This window comes from Micromonospora sp. CPCC 206060 (assembly GCF_036906895.1).
In the GTDB taxonomy this organism is placed as follows: domain Bacteria; phylum Actinomycetota; class Actinomycetes; order Mycobacteriales; family Micromonosporaceae; genus Micromonospora.
The window spans coordinates 46,653-64,548 of sequence record NZ_JBAKHU010000038.1 but is presented as its reverse complement, the minus strand read 5'-3'; the positions used below and the strand labels follow the sequence as shown (position 1 = coordinate 64,548).

Sequence of the window (17,896 nt, the reverse complement as noted above, 5' to 3'; positions counted from 1 at the left end):
TCCCGGCGACCCACACCCACGCTCACTGACCAGCGCGGACGCTTCCTCGGTCGTACCCGATACCCAACGACCCCCGACCCGCCACCATTCCCCACCGGGTCACCAAGCCGGGACCCGAATCGGACACCACGTCGGATCGCGGGCCGGCCCACGCCCAGGCCACTACCCATCGGTCACATCGGCACCAGCCTCCCCTCGCGTCACCCGACCCGGCTCGTTATCGTGCGCACGGGGCCCACGAGGCGTCCCACCCGTAACGGAAGGCACGTCATGACCTCTCCCTCCGGCCCGTCACGACGGCAGGTCCTCGCCGTCGCAGCGGCGGCTGCGGCGGCCCCGCTGGTCGCCGCCGGGCCCGCGCAGGCGCAGCAGACCTCGCGGCGGACCTGGGACCTGACCGTCCTGGGCACCTCGGACACCCACGGCAACGTCTACAACTGGGACTACTACCGCGACGCCGAATACGACGACAGCGCGCACAACGACATCGGCGTGGCCAAGCTGGCCACCCTGGTCAACCAGGTACGCGCCGAGCGACGCGGCCGGGCCACCCTGGTCCTCGACGCCGGGGACACCATCCAGGGCACCCCGCTGGCGACCTACTACGCCAAGCAGGAGCCGATCACCTCGACCGGTGAGCAGCACCCGATGGCCCGGGCGATGAACGTCATCGACTACGACGCGGTGACGCTGGGCAACCACGAGTTCAACTACGGGCTGCCGCTGCTGGATCTCTGGATCCGCCAGCTCGGCTTCCCGGCGCTGGCCGCCAACGCCATCAACGAGGCCACCGGCAAGCCGGCCTTCCTGCCGTACGTCATCAAGAAGGTCTCCCTCGGCTTCGCCGCACCGACCCTGCGGGTCGGCATCCTCGGCCTGACCAACCCCGGCTCGGCAATCTGGGACAAGGCCAACGTGGAGGGCCGGCTCCGGTTCGACGACATGATCGCCACCGCCGCGAAGTGGGTGCCGATCATGCGGGACCGGGGCGCGGACCTCGTGCTGATCTCGGCGCACGGCGGGGACAGCGGCACCTCCAGCTACGGGCCGGAACTGCCGAACGAGAACCCGACCGCGCTGATCGCCGAGCAGGTGCCGGGAATCGACGCGATCCTGTTCGGCCACGCCCACCGCGAGGTGGTGGAGAAGTTCGTCACCAACACGCAGACCGGCGAGCAGGTGCTGCTCTCCGAGCCCTCGAAGTGGGGCCAGCGGCTGACCCGGATGGACTTCACCCTGGCCCGGGAGGGGGGCCGGTGGCGGATCACCGGCAAGCGGGCCACCATGCTGAACACCAACACCGTGGTCGAGGATCCGAAGGTGCTCGCCGCCGTCCGTGCCCAGCACGAGAAGACCGTCGGGTACGTCAACCAGGTGGTGGCCCGGTCCACTGTCGAGCTGTCCGCAGCGGAATCCCGCTACAAGGACACCCCGATCCTGGACTTCATCAACCACGTCCAGACCGAGACGGTCACCGCCGCCCTGGCCGGTACGACGTACGCCGGTCTGCCGGTGCTGTCGATCGCCGCGCCGTTCAGCCGGACGGCGGTCTTTCCCGCCGGGGACGTGAAGATCCGGGACGTGGCCGGCCTGTACGTCTTCGACAACACCCTGGAGGCGGTGGTCCTCTCCGGTGCCGAGGTCCGGGCGTACCTGGAGTACTCGGCGAAGTACTTCCGCACCTTCGGTCCGGGTACCACGGTCGACCCGGAGACGATCAGCGACCCGGCGGTGCCGGACTACAACTACGACACGATCTCCGGGCTGGACTACGAGATCGACATCAGCCGGCCGGTCGGGCAGCGGATCACCAAGCTGACCCACCCGGGGACCGCCACCCCGGTCGCCGACGGTGAGCAGTTCGTGATCGCGGTGAACAACTACCGGCGCAGCGGTGGCGGTAACTTCCCCGGCATCGTGAAGACCCAGGTCTACAACCAGCAGCAGGAGATCCGCCAGCTTCTCATCGACTGGGCGCAGGCCCGGGGCGTGATCGACCCGGCCGACTTCTACCGGCCCAACTGGCGGCTGGTGCGCGAAGGCGTACCGGTCTTCTGAGTTCCCTCCGCGCGGGCCGGGAGGACCGTCCCGGCCCGCGCGGTTCGTCCTGCGGGCTCTGCTGTCACCTCTCTGATCCGTGGCCGGACGTCAATCCGGCGGGCCGGTTCCGGCGGTCGCCCATCACGGTCCGGTAAGCCGCGCATCATCGGACCCCGCCGGGGTAAGCCGCCGGCCGAGAGCAGCCACCGGACGGTGGCTGACGCTGACACACGACGTGCCGGCGCGCGGGGTGCCGGCCGGTTGGGAGAGCCGATGCGCGCCATCCAGCTGACCGCTCCCGGCACCCTGGAGCAGGTCGACGTCCCCACCCCTACCGCCGGACCGGGCGAGGTGCTGCTCGCCATGGGCGCCACCGGCGCCTGCCACTCCGATCTGCACATCCTCGATGCCCCGGCCGGGGTGTTCCCCACCCCGATGACCCTCGGTCACGAGATCGCCGGCACGGTCGCCGAGGTGGGGCCGGGGGTGACCGGCTGGGCTCCGGGCGACCACGCGGCGGTGTACGGGATCATCGGCTGCGGCCGGTGCCGGGCCTGCCTGCGCGGGCTGGAGAACCAGTGCCGGACCACCCCGCTCGGCGGGATCGGGCTGAGCCGGGACGGCGGGCTGGCCGAGTACGTCGCGGTGCCCGCGTCGCGGCTACTGCCGATCGGCACTCTCGAACTGGTCCAGGCCGCGCCGCTGACCGACGCGGGACTGACCCCGTACCACGCGATCGAAATGAGCCGCCCGGCGCTGCAACCCGGCACCCACTGCGTGGTGATCGGTGTCGGCGGGCTGGGACACATGGCGATACAGATCCTGGTCGCCACCACGGCGGTACACGTCATCGCGGTGGACACCAGCCCGGAGTCGCTGGACCTGGCCACCCGGCTCGGTGCGCACCACGTGGTGCAGGCCGGCCCGGACGCCGTCGAGCAGATCCGCACCATCGTCGGCCCGCCACCGGACGGTGCCGACGTGGTGCTGGACTTCGTGGGCACGGACGCCACCCTGACCACCGCCCGCAGCGTGGCGGCCAACGGTGGCTACCTGATGCTGGTCGGCCTGGCCGGTGGAACCCTGCCGATCCGGCCGACCGTCGAGGAGGTCCCGCCGGTGCCGATGGAGACCAACGCGCGGGTGCCGTTCTGGGGTACCCGCGTCGAGTTGCAGGAGGTCATCGCGCTCGCCCAGGCCGGCTTGCTCCGCGCCGACGTGGAGATCTTCCCGTTGGAGCAGGCGCCGGAGGCGTACGCGAAACTGCGCAAGGGGGAGATCCACGGCCGCGCGGTGATCGTCCCCTGACCCGCTGGCCGGAAGCGGCTCAGCCCAGCCCGGCGAGGCCGGCGACGAAGGCCCGCCAGGCGGCCGGGTCGACGGTGAGGGTGCCGCCACTGCGGTCCTTGCTGTCCCGGACCAGGACCACCCCGGGGAGGTTGTCGGCGACCTCCACACAGGAGCCGCCGTTCGTGCCGGACCGGGTGGACGTGCGCCACTGGGCGTCGGTCATGTCCATGATTTCGCCGCTTCCTTGATCAGGTCGAGGGACGGTCGGCGCGGGAGCGCGGCGCTGAGGATCGCCTCCCACGTGTGTTGCAGCCTAACAATCTCCGCTGATCCACTGACGATCTGCGCACGTACCTGATTGTCGATGTGCCCGAGCACCGTGTCGTCGGGCAGGGTGGCGAGGATGATGCCACCCTGGAGACCCTGGTAGAGGCCGGCGTCGGCCGGTACCACGTGCACCTGGACCGCCGGGTGGTCGGCGCCCGTGGCCAGGTGGTCGAGCTGCTCGCGCATCAGCTCGCGGTCGTCGTCGACGGTACGCCGGAGCACCGCCTCGTCGAGCACGACCACCAGGTGCGGCGGGTCGTCCCGGGTGAGGACCGCCTGCCGGGCCAGCCGGGACCGGACCCGCTGCTCGACCTGCTCGGCGGTGAACACCCCGGCGACCCGGAGGATGCGCCGGGCGTACTCCTCGGTCTGGAGCAGCCCCGGCACGAACGCCGGCTCGTACCAGCGCAGGGCCCTCGCCTGGTCCTCGAAGGTGATCCACTCGCGTAGCCAGACCGGCTCGGCGTCCAGCTCGGACAGCCGGCGCAGCAACCGGCCGAACATGCCGCCGGTCCGCAACGCCCGGTCGATCGCGGCCACATAGTCCGCCGTGGGCGGCCGGTTGCCGGTCTCCACCGCGCTGACGTGGGTGCCGGAATAGTTGATCAGCCGGCCGAACTCCTCCTGGTTCAGCCCCCGGGAGGCGCGGGCCTGCCGTATCTCCTCCAGGAGGATCTCCGCTGCGGTGCTCAATGTCTCCCCAACCTCTCCCCGGAATCCCCGGCACCCGCCCGCCCCGCCCCTCCGGAGGAGGAGTCCAGGCCGTCGCCGTCACTCCGTGATGCTCGTTTGTGTTCCGACAGTAGTCATCCACATACCAGGGTGGAAGCACGCGGGACCGCTCGTGGAGCCGGAGGCCGGGGGCGGAACCGCGCGGAGTGCCCCGACGGTGGAAGGGACCGCCGGGGCCTCCAACCCCCACACCCCCTGGGACCACGAGGAGGTATCCCCCGATGCCCGGTCGCCACCGTCGTCGGCACGGTCACCACTGTGACTGCACACCCTGTGTTGAGCAGCGGGCCGAACCCCGCCGTCCGGCCGACAGGCCGGAGAACGCGCCACCACCGGCCCGCTACGACCCACCACTGCTCGGTGGACTCGTGCCGCCGTACCGGGGCTCGAACGGGGGTCGGTGGTGACGGCCGGGCTGCACCGGGAGCACACCCCGGTCCGGCCGATCTGGCTGTGCCGGGTGGACGGTCAGCCCTGGCCGTGCGGCGCGGCCCGGCTACGGCTCCGCCAGGAGTACGCCGACAACCCGGTCGGGTTGGCGGTCTACCTGGCCGGCGCGCTGCACGACGCGGTGGCCGACCTGTACCGGCTCGATCCAGCCGGGGTGCCGGCTCCCACCCAGCTCTTCGACCGCTTCCTGGCCTGGCTCGACACCCGGCGGCAGCCGAACCCACGACCGCGCCGACGAAGCATCGACGCGGCGGTGGTCGGTGGCGGCGGGGCGCCCGGGATCGCGCCACCGGCCGCGCGACGGTCAGCGGAGCAGGGCGAGGGCGGCGCGGACCGGACAATGGGCCAGGGCCCGCTCGAACGAGGTACGCCCCACACAGAACCGGGCGAACATCCGCCAGCCCGGCGGGGTGGCCAGCATGGTGTGGAAGACCCCCGGCCGGCGGGTGAAACCGTCGAGCAGTTGCCGCCCGGCCCGCATTGACGGGACGAGCTGCGCCTGCACGTCCCGGACGTACCCGTCCAGGGCACCGGCGGCCACCGCCGCGCCGGCCAGCCGGCCGGACCGCAACGCGTAGCTGATCCCCTCCCGGGTCCACGGTTCCAGCAGCCCGGCCGCGTCCCCGACGACCAGCACCCGGCCGTGCCGCAGCGGCGAGTCGTCGGCCCGGCACCGGGTCAGGTGCCCGGAGTCGTGTGCCGGGTCGATCCCGGACAAGCCGAGCCCTGCCACGAAGTCCCGCAGGTAGGCCCGGGTCCGCTCGCCCTCACCCCGGGTCGCGATGACACCGACGGTGAGCCGGTCCCCCTTCGGGAACACCCAGGCGTACGAGCCGGGCACCGGTCCCCAGTCGAGCAGCAGCCGGCCCCGCCACTGCTCCTGCACGGCCGGTGGCACCGGCAGTTCCACCTCCAGGCCGAGATCGACCTGGGCGTACCGGACCCCGACGTGCCGGGCGGTCACCCCGGAGGAGCCGTCCGCGCCGATCACCACCCGGGCGTCGATGCCCGAACCGTCGGCCAGGCGCAGGCGTACCCCCTCCGGGTCCTGCTCGACGGCCCGTACCGCGACCCGCTGCCGGAGCTGCGCGCCGGCCGCCTGCGCCGCCGCGCGCAACCGGTCGTCGAACTCCTCCCGGCGGACCATGGCCACCAGCGGCCCGTCGTGCCGGCGGGTGAACGCCCGCCGGCCGTCGTGGGTGAAGGTGACCCGGTCGACGCGGTCGTGGACCGGCACGTCGATCCGGCCGGCGACCTCGGTCAGGGAGCTGCCGATCAGGCCACCGCCGCAGGTCTTGTACCGCGGATGCTCGGCCTTTTCCAGCACCAGGGTGCGCACCCCGGCACGGGCGGCGGTGTGTGCGGCGGAGAGGCCGGCCGGTCCGGCGCCGACCACGACGAGGTCCCAGGGTTCCACCCGGAGCAGGGTAGGGCACCCACCGCCCGGTTGGTGATCTCCACGCCGGGTGGCCGGGAACGAACGTCACCCGGACCGGGGAGCATCATCGCTGGTCTGCGGGGTAAACGCCGCACGCGTACCGCCCGGCAGACACGGGGGGCGGTCGGTTTCGCGGAGGGAACCGTCATGCAGCAGATTCAGCTCACCGGAGTGGAAGAGCAGGTGTACGTCGCGGTCACCGCCCTGGAGGCCCGGGGTCAGGTGCCGTACCCGGAGGTGATCGCCGAGGAGGCCGGGCTGGCCGAGGAGGAGTTGGACGTACCTCTGAGCAGCCTGGCCGAAAAGAACCTGTTGCACCGGGAGGACTCACCGATGGCAGGGCTGGACTTCGGGCCCCGGTGGTGTGCGCAGCAACCTGCCTGAGCCGGCGACGGCCGGGGTACCGCCCGGTGCCGAGCGGCGGCGCTGGCCGGCACTGGGCGTCGGGCTCGTCGCGGCCTTCATGGCGCTGCTCGATGTCAGCATCGTCAACGTGGCGGTACCGTCGATCGAACGGTCGCTCGGTGCCACCTCCAGCGACCTGGCCTGGGTGCTCTCCGGGTACGCCCTGACCTTCGGCCTGGCTCTCGTTCCGGCGGGACGCTTCGGTGACGCCCGTGGGCGACGGACCGTGTTCGCGGTCGGCCTGGCACTGTTCACCCTGACCAGCGCGGCGGCCGGCCTGGCCGGGTCGCCGACCTGGCTGGTGGTGGCGCGGCTGCTCCAGGGTGCGGCGGCCGGCCTGGTCAGTCCCCAGGTGACCGGCCTGATCCAGCAGATGTTCGCCCCCGCCGAGCGGGGCCGCCCGTTCGGTCTGCTCGGCGCGACCATCGGCCTGTCCACTGCGGTCGGCCCGCTGCTCGGGGGTCTGCTGATCAGGCTCGGCGGGCCCGACCACGGCTGGCGGTGGGTGTTCTTCGTCAACGTGCCGGTCGGCCTGGTCACCGTGCTCCTCGGCTGGCGGTTCGTCCCCGCCCGGGGCGGGACCGGGACGCGGTCCCTCGACCCGGTCGGGGTGCTGCTGCTCGGTGCCGGGGTGGTGGCGCTGCTGCTGCCGCTGGTGCAGCGGGAGCATTGGCCCGGGGCGCAGAAGTGGCTGCTCGTGCCGGCCGGGCTGGTGGCGCTGGCCGCCTTCGCCTGGTGGGAACGGCGGTACGCCCGGCACGGTGAACCGCTGTTCGACCTGGCCCTGTTCCGGATCCGCTCGTACGCGCTCGGATCGCTGGTCGCCCTGGTCTACTTCGCCGGGTTCACCGCGATCTTCTTCGTCTTCACCCTCTACCTGCAGAACGGGCTGGGCTACGACGCACTGACCGCCGGTCTGGCGATCACCCCGTTCGCGCTCGGTTCGGCGGTGGCGTCCGCGCTCGGCGGGCGGCTCGTCAACCGGTACGGCCGCAGCCTGGTCACGGTCGGCCTGTGCCTGGTGGCGGCGGGTCTGGTGGTGGTGGCCCTGCTCGGTGCCGCGCGGCCCGGCCCGGGGCTGCCGTGGCTGCTGGTGGCGCCGTTGACCGTGGCCGGGCTGGGCAGCGGTCTGGTGATCACGCCGAACCAGACCCTGACCCTCGCCGAGGTGCCGGTACCGCGGGCCGGCAGCGCCGCCGGCATGTTGCAGACCGGCCAGCGGCTCGGTGCGGCGGCGGGCATCGCCGCGGTCGGGGCGGTCTTCTTCGGCATCCTGGAGGCGGCTGCGGCGGACTGGTCCCCGGCCTTCCGGGACGCTCTGCTGGTGGCGGTCGGGTTCGTGCTGCTGGCGCTGGTGGTGGATCTCGCCGACAACCTCGCTGGCCGTCGGCGGCGGCGACGTCCCCGGTGAGGTCGACGGCGGCGACGCCCCCGGTGAGACGGTGCAGATGCAGTGAGATGGTGCAGATGCAGATGGTGCCGGCCGGGCCGGACCCGTTTCGGATCCGGCCCGGCCGGCACCGGTCACGGCTGAACTGTCAGCCGATGGCCTGTGTTCCGGAGCGGCGCCGCCGCCAGTACAGGGCCAGGACCAGCAGCAGCCCGCCGACCCCGACCAGGCCGCCCCCGGCAGCCAGGGTGACGCCGAGGCTGTCACCGGTCTTCGGCAGGCCGCCCCCGCCCCCCGGAGCGGTGGCCGTCGGCTGCGGAGCGCTTCCCAGCACGGTCAGGGTCGCCGTGGCGGTGTGCCCGGACGTACGGCCGACCGCGGTGAAGACGTACCGGCCGGCGCTGCCCGGACGGTAGGTGACGTCGAACTCGCCGTCCCTGTCGGCCTCCACGATCAGGTGCAGCGGGGACGAACCGGGCAGGGTCGGGCTGGGCTGGCGCTGGTACGCGACCGGGGCCATCGCCACGGTGGTGCCGTCGCTGCGCCGGCCCTGCTGGACGTCGAGCGGGGCGTCGAGCGGGGCACTGGCCAGCGGGTTGATGCTGACGAAGATGTCGATGGTCTCGCCAGGTGTGAAGTTTTCACCGTGCAGCTCCACCGCTTCGCCGGCGACGACGGTGGACTGGCTGACGGTGAGGTCACCCAGCCCCGGTGGGTAGGGCGGTTGGGTCTGCCCGGGGGCAGTTGGCTGCGGCTGAACCGCTGGTGCCGCCCCCACGGCGGTCGGCACGGCCAGCATGGCGAAGCCGGCCATGAGTGCGATGATGATGCGGGATAGCCGCATGATGGATCCTCTCTACTGGTCACAGGTTGATGCGGGTTGAATCCGGGTGGTCCAGGGGTGGGCTGCCGGGGTGAGCCAGAGATCGGCGGCGTCCCCGGCCCCGACCGGCGTGAGCAGGGTGATCTCCAGGGTCCGGGTGGTGCCGGGCCGGACCTCGACGTTGGCGATGGCGACCGGGCGGCCCCGTTCTACCCCGCTGCCGACCCCGATGGGCCGGCCGTCCAGCCTGGCGGCGACCACCGCACCACCGACCGGGCTGTGCACGTTCACCAACGTCCGGGCCGTGTACGGATCGCCCGACATGGCCAGGCCGGTCACCGACTTGGCGAGCCCCGAGCGGGGGGCGGCCGACCGCAGGGTCACCCGCAGGCGCAGGTCACGGCGGCCGTCCGGTCGGCAGTCGCCGACGGTCAACTCGGCGGCGGGGTGCAGGTACCAGCCGAGCTTGGCGCCGCTGCCGTCATTGAGGAACACCCCGACCGTCGGGGTCGTCTCCCGCTCGGGTAGTACGCCGCCGACCCGGGTACCGGCCATCTCGCGTTGCTCGGCGGGACGGGCACTCCAGAAGAGCAGGCGCCGCTCCGTCACCGCGCGGTCGACGGCGGCCAGCATGGCGCGGGGGTCGACCGTCCGACTGAGCAGGGAGTTGAACACCGCCATCGCGGAGGCGGCGAAGTACTTGTCCTGCTCGCGCGGGTCCAGCCGCTGGTAGCTGTCGGAGAGCAGGCTCCGCGTCACGGTCCCGGCGACCAGGGTGGTGTGTTTCGGTACGGCCACCGGGCCGGTCGCCTCGAGCAGGTAGGAGAGCATCACCGGGTCGATGGCCAGCACCCCGTCCACGGAGGTGCCGGAGTACCGGCGGTACATCTCGCGGTAGAGGGCGGCGGCGGTCGGGAAGTGCGGGGTCAGGTTGACGTCGGCCGGGTAGATGCCGGGCAGGTCGCGGTAGAGGCCACGCAGCTCTGCGTTGAGTGGCAGCACCGGCGGGTCGAACTGGCCCATCTCGGTGGAGGCGCCCTGCCGGACCAGTCGCAGCCGGCCATCGGTCACCTGCACCAGGGTGTACGCGCCGAACATGCCGCCGGTGGCGCGTAGTTCGGCGGGGTTCTGTGAGACCAGCAGGTAGTTGCGGCGCCCGTCCCCGCCGAGCAGTGCCGGCAGCAGCCGGGCCGCTGTGCTCGCCCCGCCGGTCACCGTACCCAGTTCGGCCAGCTCGTCCCGGAGCGCGACGACCGCGGAGCGTACCTGCGGGAGCAGTTTCCCGTCGGGTACGCCCTGCATCCGGGTCCGGACCCGGCGCACCGCCCGGTCGGCCTCGTCGATACTGGTCGCGGCGGCCCGCAGCCTGGCGACGTCGAAGCGCCCGGACCGGGGCACCAGGACAGCCGGGTCGATCCGGAGCAGTGCGGGGAAGGCGTGTCGGGCCAGGTCGTCGACCGCCACCGCGACGTCCCGCACGGCGGCCAGGTCGTCCCCGCTGTAGGGGACGTGCGCGCCGAGCCACCAGCCGGGGTCGGCGGTGGCGGAACGGGCGGAGGCGGTCTGTTCCTGGAGGGCGGCCAGGGTCCGGTGCGCGCGGTCGCGGTCGCCGTCGAACACCTCGCCGCCGAGTTGTCGGGTCATCGCGGCGGCACTGGTCAGGTGCCCGTGCGCGCGCCAGCCCCGGTAGCCGACCCAGCCGGCGGTGAGCAACAGCACCGAGGTCACGACCAGCCCGGCCAGCAGGATGCGCCGCAGGCGACGGCTGGTTGCCCGTCGTCGCCGTCGTCGGGTGGTACCGGGCTCCGTCACCGCGCCCCACTTTCCTGAATATTCCCTGAACACACTTATTGGACGTATATCTCTATATCAGCGGACAGTCGCTGTTTGCGGTAGTTTCGCGTTATTCGCGGCGATTGTCGGATGATGGTGACGCCTGCCGGCCGCCCGATGGCACGCGGAGCGCCAGTTGGTGCCCAGGTCACCGGGGCCCGGCACGACCGGTGGCCACCTCGTAGAGCAACCGCTGGATCTGGTCCACCCCGGCCTGCATCGACATCCGGCGCAGGTAGCTCTCCCGCCCCCGCTGCCCCATCTCCCGGCGGGCCCCGGCCGGGATGGTGGCGGCCAACCAGAACCGGTCGGCCAGCGTCGACCAGTCCCCCGGCGGACAGGAGAGCCCGGCCCGGGCGCGCTCCACCAGATCCACGGTGTCACCGGCCGCCGAGGCCACCACCGGGGCGGCGCAGGCGAACGCCGCCGGCAGGGTGGCCGGTACCGCCCCGCGCAGTACCGGGCGGTCGGCCAGGGAGACCAACTGGTAGTCGGCGGCGGCGTACAGGTCCGGCATCTCCACCGGGGAACGACGGGCCTCGAACCGCACGTTCGCCGCACTCAACTCGGCGGCCAGCCGGCGCAGCCGGTCCTCCTCCGGCCCCGAGCCGACGAGCACCAGGTCGGTCTTGCCGTTCACCGCGGCGGCGGCCCGGACCGCCGTCTCCAGGTGCTGGCGTGGACCGATCGTGCCCGCGTGCATGACCACGCAGCGGTCGTCGCGACGGACCAGCCGGCAGGCCGCGTCACTGGGCCGGACCGGCTGGAAGATCCGCTCGTCGGTCCAGTTGAGCACCACCCGGACCTTCGCCGGATCGGCGCCCTCGGCGATGACGTGCTCCCGCATCGACGGTGCGATCACGGCCACCGCCCGGGCGGCGTCGTAGATCTGCCGAATGGTCCGGTCCAGCCGGGTACGCCACAGCCCACGGTCGAGGTCCACCCCGTCCGGCCACACGTCCTGCACGTGCAGCACGGTCGGCACCCGGCGCAGCAACCGCAGCAGCCCGGCCGCGGCGAACATGGTCGCCGGCAGGTGGTACACGTAGAGCGCATCGATCCCGGTCAGGTAACGCGGGCCGGTCAGGGCGGCGCTCCCGGCGAAGGAGAGGTAACCGGCGTACCGGCCGGCCAGCGAGCTGCCGTCACCGCCGGGATAGCGCGGCACCCGGCGGACGGTCAGCCGTTCACTGTGCGTCTCGTGGTGCCACCGCTGGCGCCACCCCGGGTACACCCGCCCGCCGGGGTAGTCGGGAAAGCCGGTGAGCACCCGTACCTCGTGACCGCGCGCGGCCAACTCCTCGGCGAGACTGCCCGGGATGAAGGCCGGTTCCGGCGGAAAGTAGTACGACAGGATCCCGATCTTCACGGTCCCACCCGGCCTGTCTTCACGGTCCCACCCGGTCCGGTCCGCCCGGGCCGCGCCGAACCGGTCCGCCCGGGCCACTCGACCCGTCCGGCGCGCCGGGGCGGGGCACCGGCCGGGTACGCCCGTAGGATCCGGAGAACCCCCTCACGTCCCCCGGCACGCCCCGGTGCCGGTGATCCGTCACGTCGACGAGGAGGGCCCGCCCGGTGAACGATGTGCTGTTCGTGTGCCATGCCAATCTGTGCCGGTCCCCGATGGCCGAGTACCTGGCCCGGGCCGTGCTGACCCGGCACGGGGTGTCCGTGGCCAGCGCCGGCACCCATGCCGTACCCGGCCGGTCGATGCACCCGTACGCGGCGGGCATCCTCGACGGGCGGGGTCTGGACCCCACCGGGTTCCGCAGCCGGGAGGTGACCCGTGACCTGCTGACCGGTGCCGGGCTCGTCCTGGCCGCCAGCCGCCGGGAGCGGGCGTACTGCGTCGCGACGGCACCGGCCGCCATCGGACGGACCTTCACGCTGCGCCAGTTCGCCCGCCTCGCCGCCGCAGCCGGCCCGGTCCGACGAGGCGTGGCGGGAACCGTCGGCGGGGTGGGCGTACCACCCACCGCCGGCGGGGTGGGGCTACTGCCGGCGGCGGACGCCATCACGGGGATCGGCGTGCTGCCGGCTGCGGTGGCGGCTGCGGCCCGCGCCCGGAGCCTGCTGCAACCCGCCGGGCCGGAGGCCGACGATCTGACCGACCCGATCGGCGGCACGCCGGCCGACTTCCACCGCTGCGCCGACGAGATCGAGGCGGCGGTACTGCCGATCGTGGGCCTCATCGCGGCAGCCGGGTGAGTACCTGGGTCGGGTCCACCGCGGCTCGTTGACCCACCGCCGCCCGTCCGCCCGTCGACGCCCGGTCGCCCGGCACCGTCTTATCCACCCGCGTGGTCGCCACCCGGTACGCCTCGTACTGGTAACTGTCCGTCCTGGTCACCCGGGACATGTTCAGGACACAGCCGAGCAGTCGTACCGACACCGCGTGCAGCGCATTGGCTGCGGCGGCGGCCTGGGACATGCTGGTCTGGCCGTGCTGGGCGACCAGCAGCGCCCCGTCTGCCTGTACCGCGACGACGACGGCGTCGGTCACCGCGAGCAGCGGCGGGGTGTCGATGATGACGATGTCGGCGGACTCCCGCAGCAGCGCCAGCACGTCGGCCATCGCCTTGGAGCCGAGCAGTTCGCTGGGGTTGGGCGGGGTGGACCCGGCCGGCAGGACGAACAGCGACCGGTCGCCCCAGGGTTGTACGACGTCACCCACCTGCACGTCACCGAGCAGCACGTCGGTCAACCCGACGGCGGACTCGATACCCAGGTACTCGGAGACCTTCGGCCGGCGCAGGTCGGCGTCGACCAGCAGGACCCGCCAGCCGGCCTCGGCCAGGGCGATCGCCAGGTTGCAGGAGGTCGTGGTCTTCCCCTCGCCCTGCATCGCGCTGCTGACCGCGATGACCCGCGCGGCCTCGTGCACGTCGACGAAGCGGAGATTGGTACGGAGTTTGCGGATCGCCTCGGCGCGGACGGACCGGGCCGCGTCGCCGACGATCAGCGGCGCGATACGGGCCGCCGCCTCGAACGGGATCTCGCCGAGCAGCGGGGCGCCGGTGGCCTGTTCCAGGCTGCGCCCGTCCCGCATCCGGGTGTCGATCATGCTGCGCAGCACCGATACCGCGATCCCCGCCACCAGCCCGAGCAGTGCGGCGAGGGAGAGGTTACGCACCGGGCGGGGCGACACCGGGGCGGTGCCGACCCGGGGCCCGCTGATCACCTCGATCTTGACCATGGGGCTCTCGCCGCCGGACGGGGTCTCGATCTGTCGGACCAGGTCGACGAACCGGGCGGAGAGCGCTTCGGTCAGCCGGAGCGCGCGGGCCGGTTCGCTGTCGACGACGGTGGCGCGGAGCAGCACCGTCCCCGTCTCCGTGGAGGTGCTGACCCGGCCGCGAATCTCGTCGGCGGTCATGCCGACAGAGTTCTGGCTGGCCACGGCCTGCGCGAGCCGGTCGCTGGTGAGCAGGTCGGCGTAGGACTTGACCCGCTGCTGGAGGAAGAGACCGCCCTGGTAGGCGTCGGTTATCCGGTCGGTGGCGGTGGTCACGAAGAAGGTGACCGTGGCCGCGTAACGCGGCTGGGCCCGGACTGTGACGAACGCCCCGACCCCCAACGCGATCATGACCGTGATCAAAATGATCCACCACTGCCGTCGTATCAGGCGCAGGTAGTTGTACAGGTCCATCAGCCCAGAACTCCCGTCTCAGCAGCCAACCGAGCGATCCACACACAAGCCCCGCCGGCCGGTCCACCTAAACCGAAAATTACCCATATTTACCCCATAAGGGATCCCACCGAATGTAGATGACGATGAGGCACGGCATGCCCCATTCACCCAACGAACCGGGAAGTGGCGCGTCGCCGTCGTCGCGGCGCCGTCGTCGCGGCGCTGCGGCCGACCGACGGCCTGCCGACAAGTAGCCGGCTGACCAGCCTCTCGGTAGGCTGGCGGGCACTGGTGTGCCGGGAAGTCTGGTCGGCAACGGATTCACCGACCCCTGATTCCGGCGACGAGAGGTGACCGCGTCACCATGCCCCCGCACACTCCGCACGGCGATCCGACGCGCCATGACGGCCATCCAACGGGCCATGACGGCGACCCGACGGGTCCGCAGGGCCGGCTCTTCCAGCGCGGCTCCTGGCCGGAGGCCCGGTTCATCGCCGACGTGCTGCGTACCGAGACGGTCGGCGGCGCCCTGCTGCTGCTCGGCGCCGTACTGGCGCTGGTCTGGGCGAACTCCCCCTGGTCCGGGTCGTACACCGCGCTCAGCGGCTACGTCCCCTGGACCGGTGGAGCGGCGCTGCACCTGGACCTGAACCTGGCGAAGTGGGCCGCAGACGGGTTGCTCGCCATCTTCTTCTTCGTCGTCGGGCTCGAACTGAAACGCGAATTCGTGGCCGGCGACCTGCGCGATCCCCGCCGGGCCGCGCTGCCCGTGGTGGCGGCCGTCGGCGGGATGCTGCTACCCGCGCTGATCTACATCGGGGTCACCCTCACCTCCGGCGGGGAGGGCCTGCGCGGTTGGGCCATCCCGACGGCCACCGACATCGCCTTCGCGCTGGCCGTACTGGCCGTGATCGGCTCGCACCTGCCACAGGGGTTACGGGCGTTCCTGCTCACCCTCGCGGTGGTCGACGACCTGCTGGCCATCACGATCATCGCGGTCTTCTACACCGCCGACTTCCACCCGCTGCCGCTGCTGGGCGCGCTCCTGCCGATCGCCGCCTTCGCCTTCCTCATCCAGCGCCGGAAGACCTGGTGGTGGGCACTGATCCCGCTCGCCGTACTGGCCTGGGCCCTGATGCACGCCTCCGGGGTGCACGCCACGGTGGCCGGGGTGCTGCTCGGCTTCACCGTGCCGGTGCTGCGGCGCAGGGGCGACGGGCCGGGCCTCGCCGAGCACCTGGAACACCGCTGGCGGCCGATCTCGGCCGGATTCGCGGTGCCGGTCTTCGCGTTCTTCGCCGCCGGCGTCTCGCTGCGCGGTACCGACCTGGGCGCGGTGTTCACCGACCCGATCGTGGTCGGGGTGATGGCCGCTCTGGTCCTGGGTAAGACCATCGGGATCTTCGGCTCCACCTGGCTGCTCGCCCGGTTCACCCGGGCCCGGCTGGACGAGGACATCTCCTGGTCGGACCTGCTCGGGGTGTCCCTGCTCGCCGGCATAGGGTTCACCGTCTCGCTGCTCATCGGCGAGTTGGCGTTCGGGCCGGGCAGCCCGGCCGACGACCGGGTCAAGGCCGCCGTACTGGCCGGATCGCTGGCCTCGGCCGTACTCGCCTCGATCGTGCTGGTCCGCCGGAACACCGTGTACCGGCGGATCCACGAACGGGAGACCCGGGACGGCGACCACGACGGCGTACCCGACGTCTACCAGCAGCCCGGGCAACAGGGGTGAGTGGGGCGCACCGGGACCGGTGACGGTCCCGCCGCGCCCGTCCGGCCACCCGGGGTACTCAACCGCGGCGCTCGGGCCGGCGGTCCTGTCCGGTCTCGTCGACCAGCGCGTCGGAAAGGTCCTCGGTCAGATCGTCACCGGGCACCGCCACCGCCTCGGCCCGGTCCAGCTCGTCCGGGATGGCCCGGTCCGGCGGCTCCGGAGCGGTGGCATCCCCCGCGAAGCCGTACTCGTTCGGTTCGTCGTGCCGGCGCATACGTTCGTCCTTCCGGTCCGTGCTGACTGCCCGGTGGCGGTCTGTCCGGGTCGGTTCATTCCCGGCAACGCCCCGCATGACACCCGGTACCCGCAGCCCTGCCGGTGCCGGGCTGGTTGCCGCTGCCGATTCCCAGCGCCGTGGACAGGCCGAACCGCAGCGCCACGACCACCACCACGACCGCCAGGTCGGGCAGCGCCGGCCTACCCGCCAGGCGGAGCAGACCGGCCGCCATCATTAGATCCAGCAGTACCCGCAGGGCCAGCCGCCACGAGCCGGTACCGACCAGGGTGACCAGCGCCGCCCCCAGCGCGGCGGCGGTGAGCGCGTTGAGCAGCGCCGTCACCGTGCCGCCGACGCGTCGGGACGTACCGGAGGTCCGGTGCCCACCTGCCGCTGCTCCTGCTCGATCTCCCGGCGGAGGAAGAAGTTCAACGCGGTCCGGATCGTGGCGATCGCCGCCAGTTGACCGATCTGGTCCAGAGTCGGTGACACCGCGGTCCGCAGGATGTCCGCCGCGAGCTGGAACTCCAGCCCCAGGGTCAGGAACCGGCCCAGCGACAGCCGGATCGGGGTGAACACGGCGGCGTCGCGGTGACGCAGCCCGGCCACCACGAACCGGGTCGCCGCCCAGGCCGCCCCGACGAAGATCACCACGGCTCCGGCGACCTCCACCAAGGCGACGAGGATCTCGTCACCCTGGCGCAGGAGTTCCCCGGACGACACGGCGGCGGGTACCCGGCGCCGGGCCCGGTATGCCATGACAGGTGTTAAGAAGGGCCCCTTCCTCTACCAAAAACGTTAAGCAGGGGCCCTTCCTTACAGTTGGGGCAGGGCTTCCAGGATCAGCCAGAGCCCGCAGATCGCGAAGAGGATCGCCGCCCCGTACTTGATGGTCTTCTCCGGCAGCTTCCGGCCGAGCAGCCGGCCGACCAGGATGGCCAGCGCATCGGCGGCGACCATGCCGACCGTCGAGCCGATCCAGGTGCCGAACCAGCCGTACTGGGTGGCCAGGGTGATGGTGGCGAGCATGGTCTTGTCACCCAGTTCGGCCAGGAAGAACGCCACCCCGACGGCCAGCACCGCCGACTTGCCGCCCCGCTCGGCCTTGCGCTTCTCCTCCTCGGTGAGCCTGTCCCCCCGCAGGGTCCAGGCCCCGAAGCCGAGGAACGCGACACCGGCGATGAGGGAGATCCACCCGGTGGGCAGCGTGGCGCCCAGGCCGTAGCCGATCGCCACCGAGACCAGGTGCACCACCGCCGTGGCGACGGTGATGCCGATGAGCACCGGTACCGGCTTGAAACGGGTGGCGAACGTCAACGCCATCAACTGCGACTTGTCGCCCAGTTCGGCGACGAAGATGACGCCGAAACTGATCACCAGCGCCGCGAGAAAACCTTCCATGACACCCTTCCCGGTCAGCACCGGGTCGGGGTACGGGCGACCTCGACCCGGCTGTAACAGCCTGAGTCGAAGGTCTCGCCCGCCCCACCGAAGTGAGGCCGCGTGGCCGGATGCGCGAACGCATCAGTATGTCGACCACGACATT

17 protein-coding genes are annotated in these 17,896 nt (G+C 72.1%); 6 read left to right on the top strand and 11 right to left on the bottom strand.

Annotation, left to right across the window (positions count from 1 at the left end):
* The first annotated feature begins 270 nt into the window (after positions 1–270).
* On the top strand, positions 271–2,058 hold the full coding sequence (locus V6U90_RS21925; RefSeq protein WP_334439724.1) for a bifunctional metallophosphatase/5'-nucleotidase: 1,788 nt from the start codon (positions 271–273) through the stop codon (positions 2,056–2,058).
* A 255-nt stretch (positions 2,059–2,313) separates the two neighbouring features.
* A complete protein-coding gene (locus tag V6U90_RS21920) occupies positions 2,314–3,348 on the top strand; it encodes an NAD(P)-dependent alcohol dehydrogenase (RefSeq protein ID WP_334439722.1) in 1,035 nt (344 codons plus the stop codon).
* 19 nt (positions 3,349–3,367) lie between these two features.
* Here V6U90_RS21920 and V6U90_RS21915 read toward each other — a convergent pair whose 3' ends face one another.
* From V6U90_RS21915 to V6U90_RS21905, 3 genes are all read right to left on the bottom strand, one after another.
* Positions 3,368–3,553 carry a DUF397 domain-containing protein gene (locus V6U90_RS21915; protein WP_334439735.1) on the bottom strand — a complete coding sequence of 62 codons (186 nt, stop codon included), beginning with the start codon at positions 3,551–3,553 and terminating at the stop codon, positions 3,368–3,370.
* Positions 3,550–4,350, bottom strand: coding sequence for a helix-turn-helix domain-containing protein (locus tag V6U90_RS21910; protein WP_334439720.1), 801 nt, complete (start codon positions 4,348–4,350; stop codon positions 3,550–3,552). The genes V6U90_RS21915 and V6U90_RS21910 overlap by 4 nt, the downstream gene beginning before the upstream one ends.
* A 793-nt stretch (positions 4,351–5,143) precedes the next feature.
* Positions 5,144–6,256, bottom strand: coding sequence for a geranylgeranyl reductase family protein (locus V6U90_RS21905; protein ID WP_334439718.1), 1,113 nt, complete (start codon positions 6,254–6,256; stop codon positions 5,144–5,146).
* 168 nt (positions 6,257–6,424) lie between these two features.
* On the opposite strand from V6U90_RS21905, the gene V6U90_RS21900 reads away from it, so the two are divergent.
* Positions 6,425–6,661, top strand: a complete 237-nt coding sequence (locus tag V6U90_RS21900; protein WP_334439716.1) for a hypothetical protein — start codon at positions 6,425–6,427, stop codon at positions 6,659–6,661.
* Positions 6,654–8,093 (top strand): MFS transporter, encoded by a 1,440-nt coding sequence (locus tag V6U90_RS21895; protein ID WP_442933643.1) that lies wholly within the window; start codon positions 6,654–6,656, stop codon positions 8,091–8,093. Before V6U90_RS21900 ends, V6U90_RS21895 begins: the two co-directional genes overlap by 8 nt.
* A gap of 127 nt (positions 8,094–8,220) precedes the next feature.
* Here V6U90_RS21895 and V6U90_RS21890 read toward each other — a convergent pair whose 3' ends face one another.
* From V6U90_RS21890 to V6U90_RS21880, 3 genes are all read right to left on the bottom strand, one after another.
* Positions 8,221–8,916, bottom strand: a complete 696-nt coding sequence (locus tag V6U90_RS21890) for a hypothetical protein (protein WP_334439710.1) — start codon at positions 8,914–8,916, stop codon at positions 8,221–8,223.
* Between the two features lie 12 nt (positions 8,917–8,928).
* A complete protein-coding gene (locus V6U90_RS21885; protein WP_334439707.1) occupies positions 8,929–10,707 on the bottom strand; it encodes a DUF4012 domain-containing protein in 1,779 nt (592 codons plus the stop codon).
* A 169-nt stretch (positions 10,708–10,876) separates the two neighbouring features.
* Positions 10,877–12,097 (bottom strand): glycosyltransferase family 4 protein, encoded by a 1,221-nt coding sequence (locus tag V6U90_RS21880; protein WP_334439704.1) that lies wholly within the window; start codon positions 12,095–12,097, stop codon positions 10,877–10,879.
* A 206-nt stretch (positions 12,098–12,303) separates the two neighbouring features.
* Here V6U90_RS21880 and V6U90_RS21875 point away from each other — a divergent pair, with 206 nt between their 5' ends.
* Positions 12,304–12,936, top strand: a complete 633-nt coding sequence (locus tag V6U90_RS21875; RefSeq protein ID WP_334439701.1) for an arsenate reductase/protein-tyrosine-phosphatase family protein — start codon at positions 12,304–12,306, stop codon at positions 12,934–12,936.
* Here V6U90_RS21875 and V6U90_RS21870 read toward each other — a convergent pair.
* Positions 12,917–14,377: a polysaccharide biosynthesis tyrosine autokinase gene (locus V6U90_RS21870; RefSeq protein WP_334439698.1), complete on the bottom strand. Its 1,461-nt coding sequence runs from the start codon at positions 14,375–14,377 to the stop codon at positions 12,917–12,919. The genes V6U90_RS21875 and V6U90_RS21870 overlap by 20 nt on opposite strands.
* 346 nt (positions 14,378–14,723) lie before the next feature.
* On the opposite strand from V6U90_RS21870, the gene nhaA reads away from it, so the two are divergent.
* On the top strand, positions 14,724–16,091 hold the full coding sequence (nhaA, locus tag V6U90_RS21865) for a Na+/H+ antiporter NhaA (RefSeq protein WP_334439696.1): 1,368 nt from the start codon (positions 14,724–14,726) through the stop codon (positions 16,089–16,091).
* A gap of 58 nt (positions 16,092–16,149) precedes the next feature.
* On the opposite strand, the gene V6U90_RS21860 is transcribed toward nhaA, so the two are convergent.
* Genes V6U90_RS21860 through V6U90_RS21845 form a run of 4 tightly spaced genes read right to left on the bottom strand, consistent with a single transcriptional unit; the run spans position 16,150 to position 17,751 of the window.
* Positions 16,150–16,347: a hypothetical protein gene (locus V6U90_RS21860; protein WP_334439694.1), complete on the bottom strand. Its 198-nt coding sequence runs from the start codon at positions 16,345–16,347 to the stop codon at positions 16,150–16,152.
* Between the two features lie 55 nt (positions 16,348–16,402).
* Positions 16,403–16,693, bottom strand: a complete 291-nt coding sequence (locus tag V6U90_RS21855; protein ID WP_334439692.1) for a hypothetical protein — start codon at positions 16,691–16,693, stop codon at positions 16,403–16,405.
* Positions 16,690–17,109 (bottom strand): DUF1622 domain-containing protein, encoded by a 420-nt coding sequence (locus tag V6U90_RS21850; protein ID WP_334439690.1) that lies wholly within the window; start codon positions 17,107–17,109, stop codon positions 16,690–16,692. The genes V6U90_RS21855 and V6U90_RS21850 overlap by 4 nt, the downstream gene beginning before the upstream one ends.
* Before the next feature lie 57 nt (positions 17,110–17,166).
* The gene (locus tag V6U90_RS21845) at positions 17,167–17,751 is read right to left on the bottom strand and encodes a TMEM165/GDT1 family protein (protein ID WP_334439687.1); all 585 of its coding nucleotides are present in this window, start codon (positions 17,749–17,751) and stop codon (positions 17,167–17,169) included.
* Positions 17,752–17,896 lie beyond the last annotated feature (145 nt).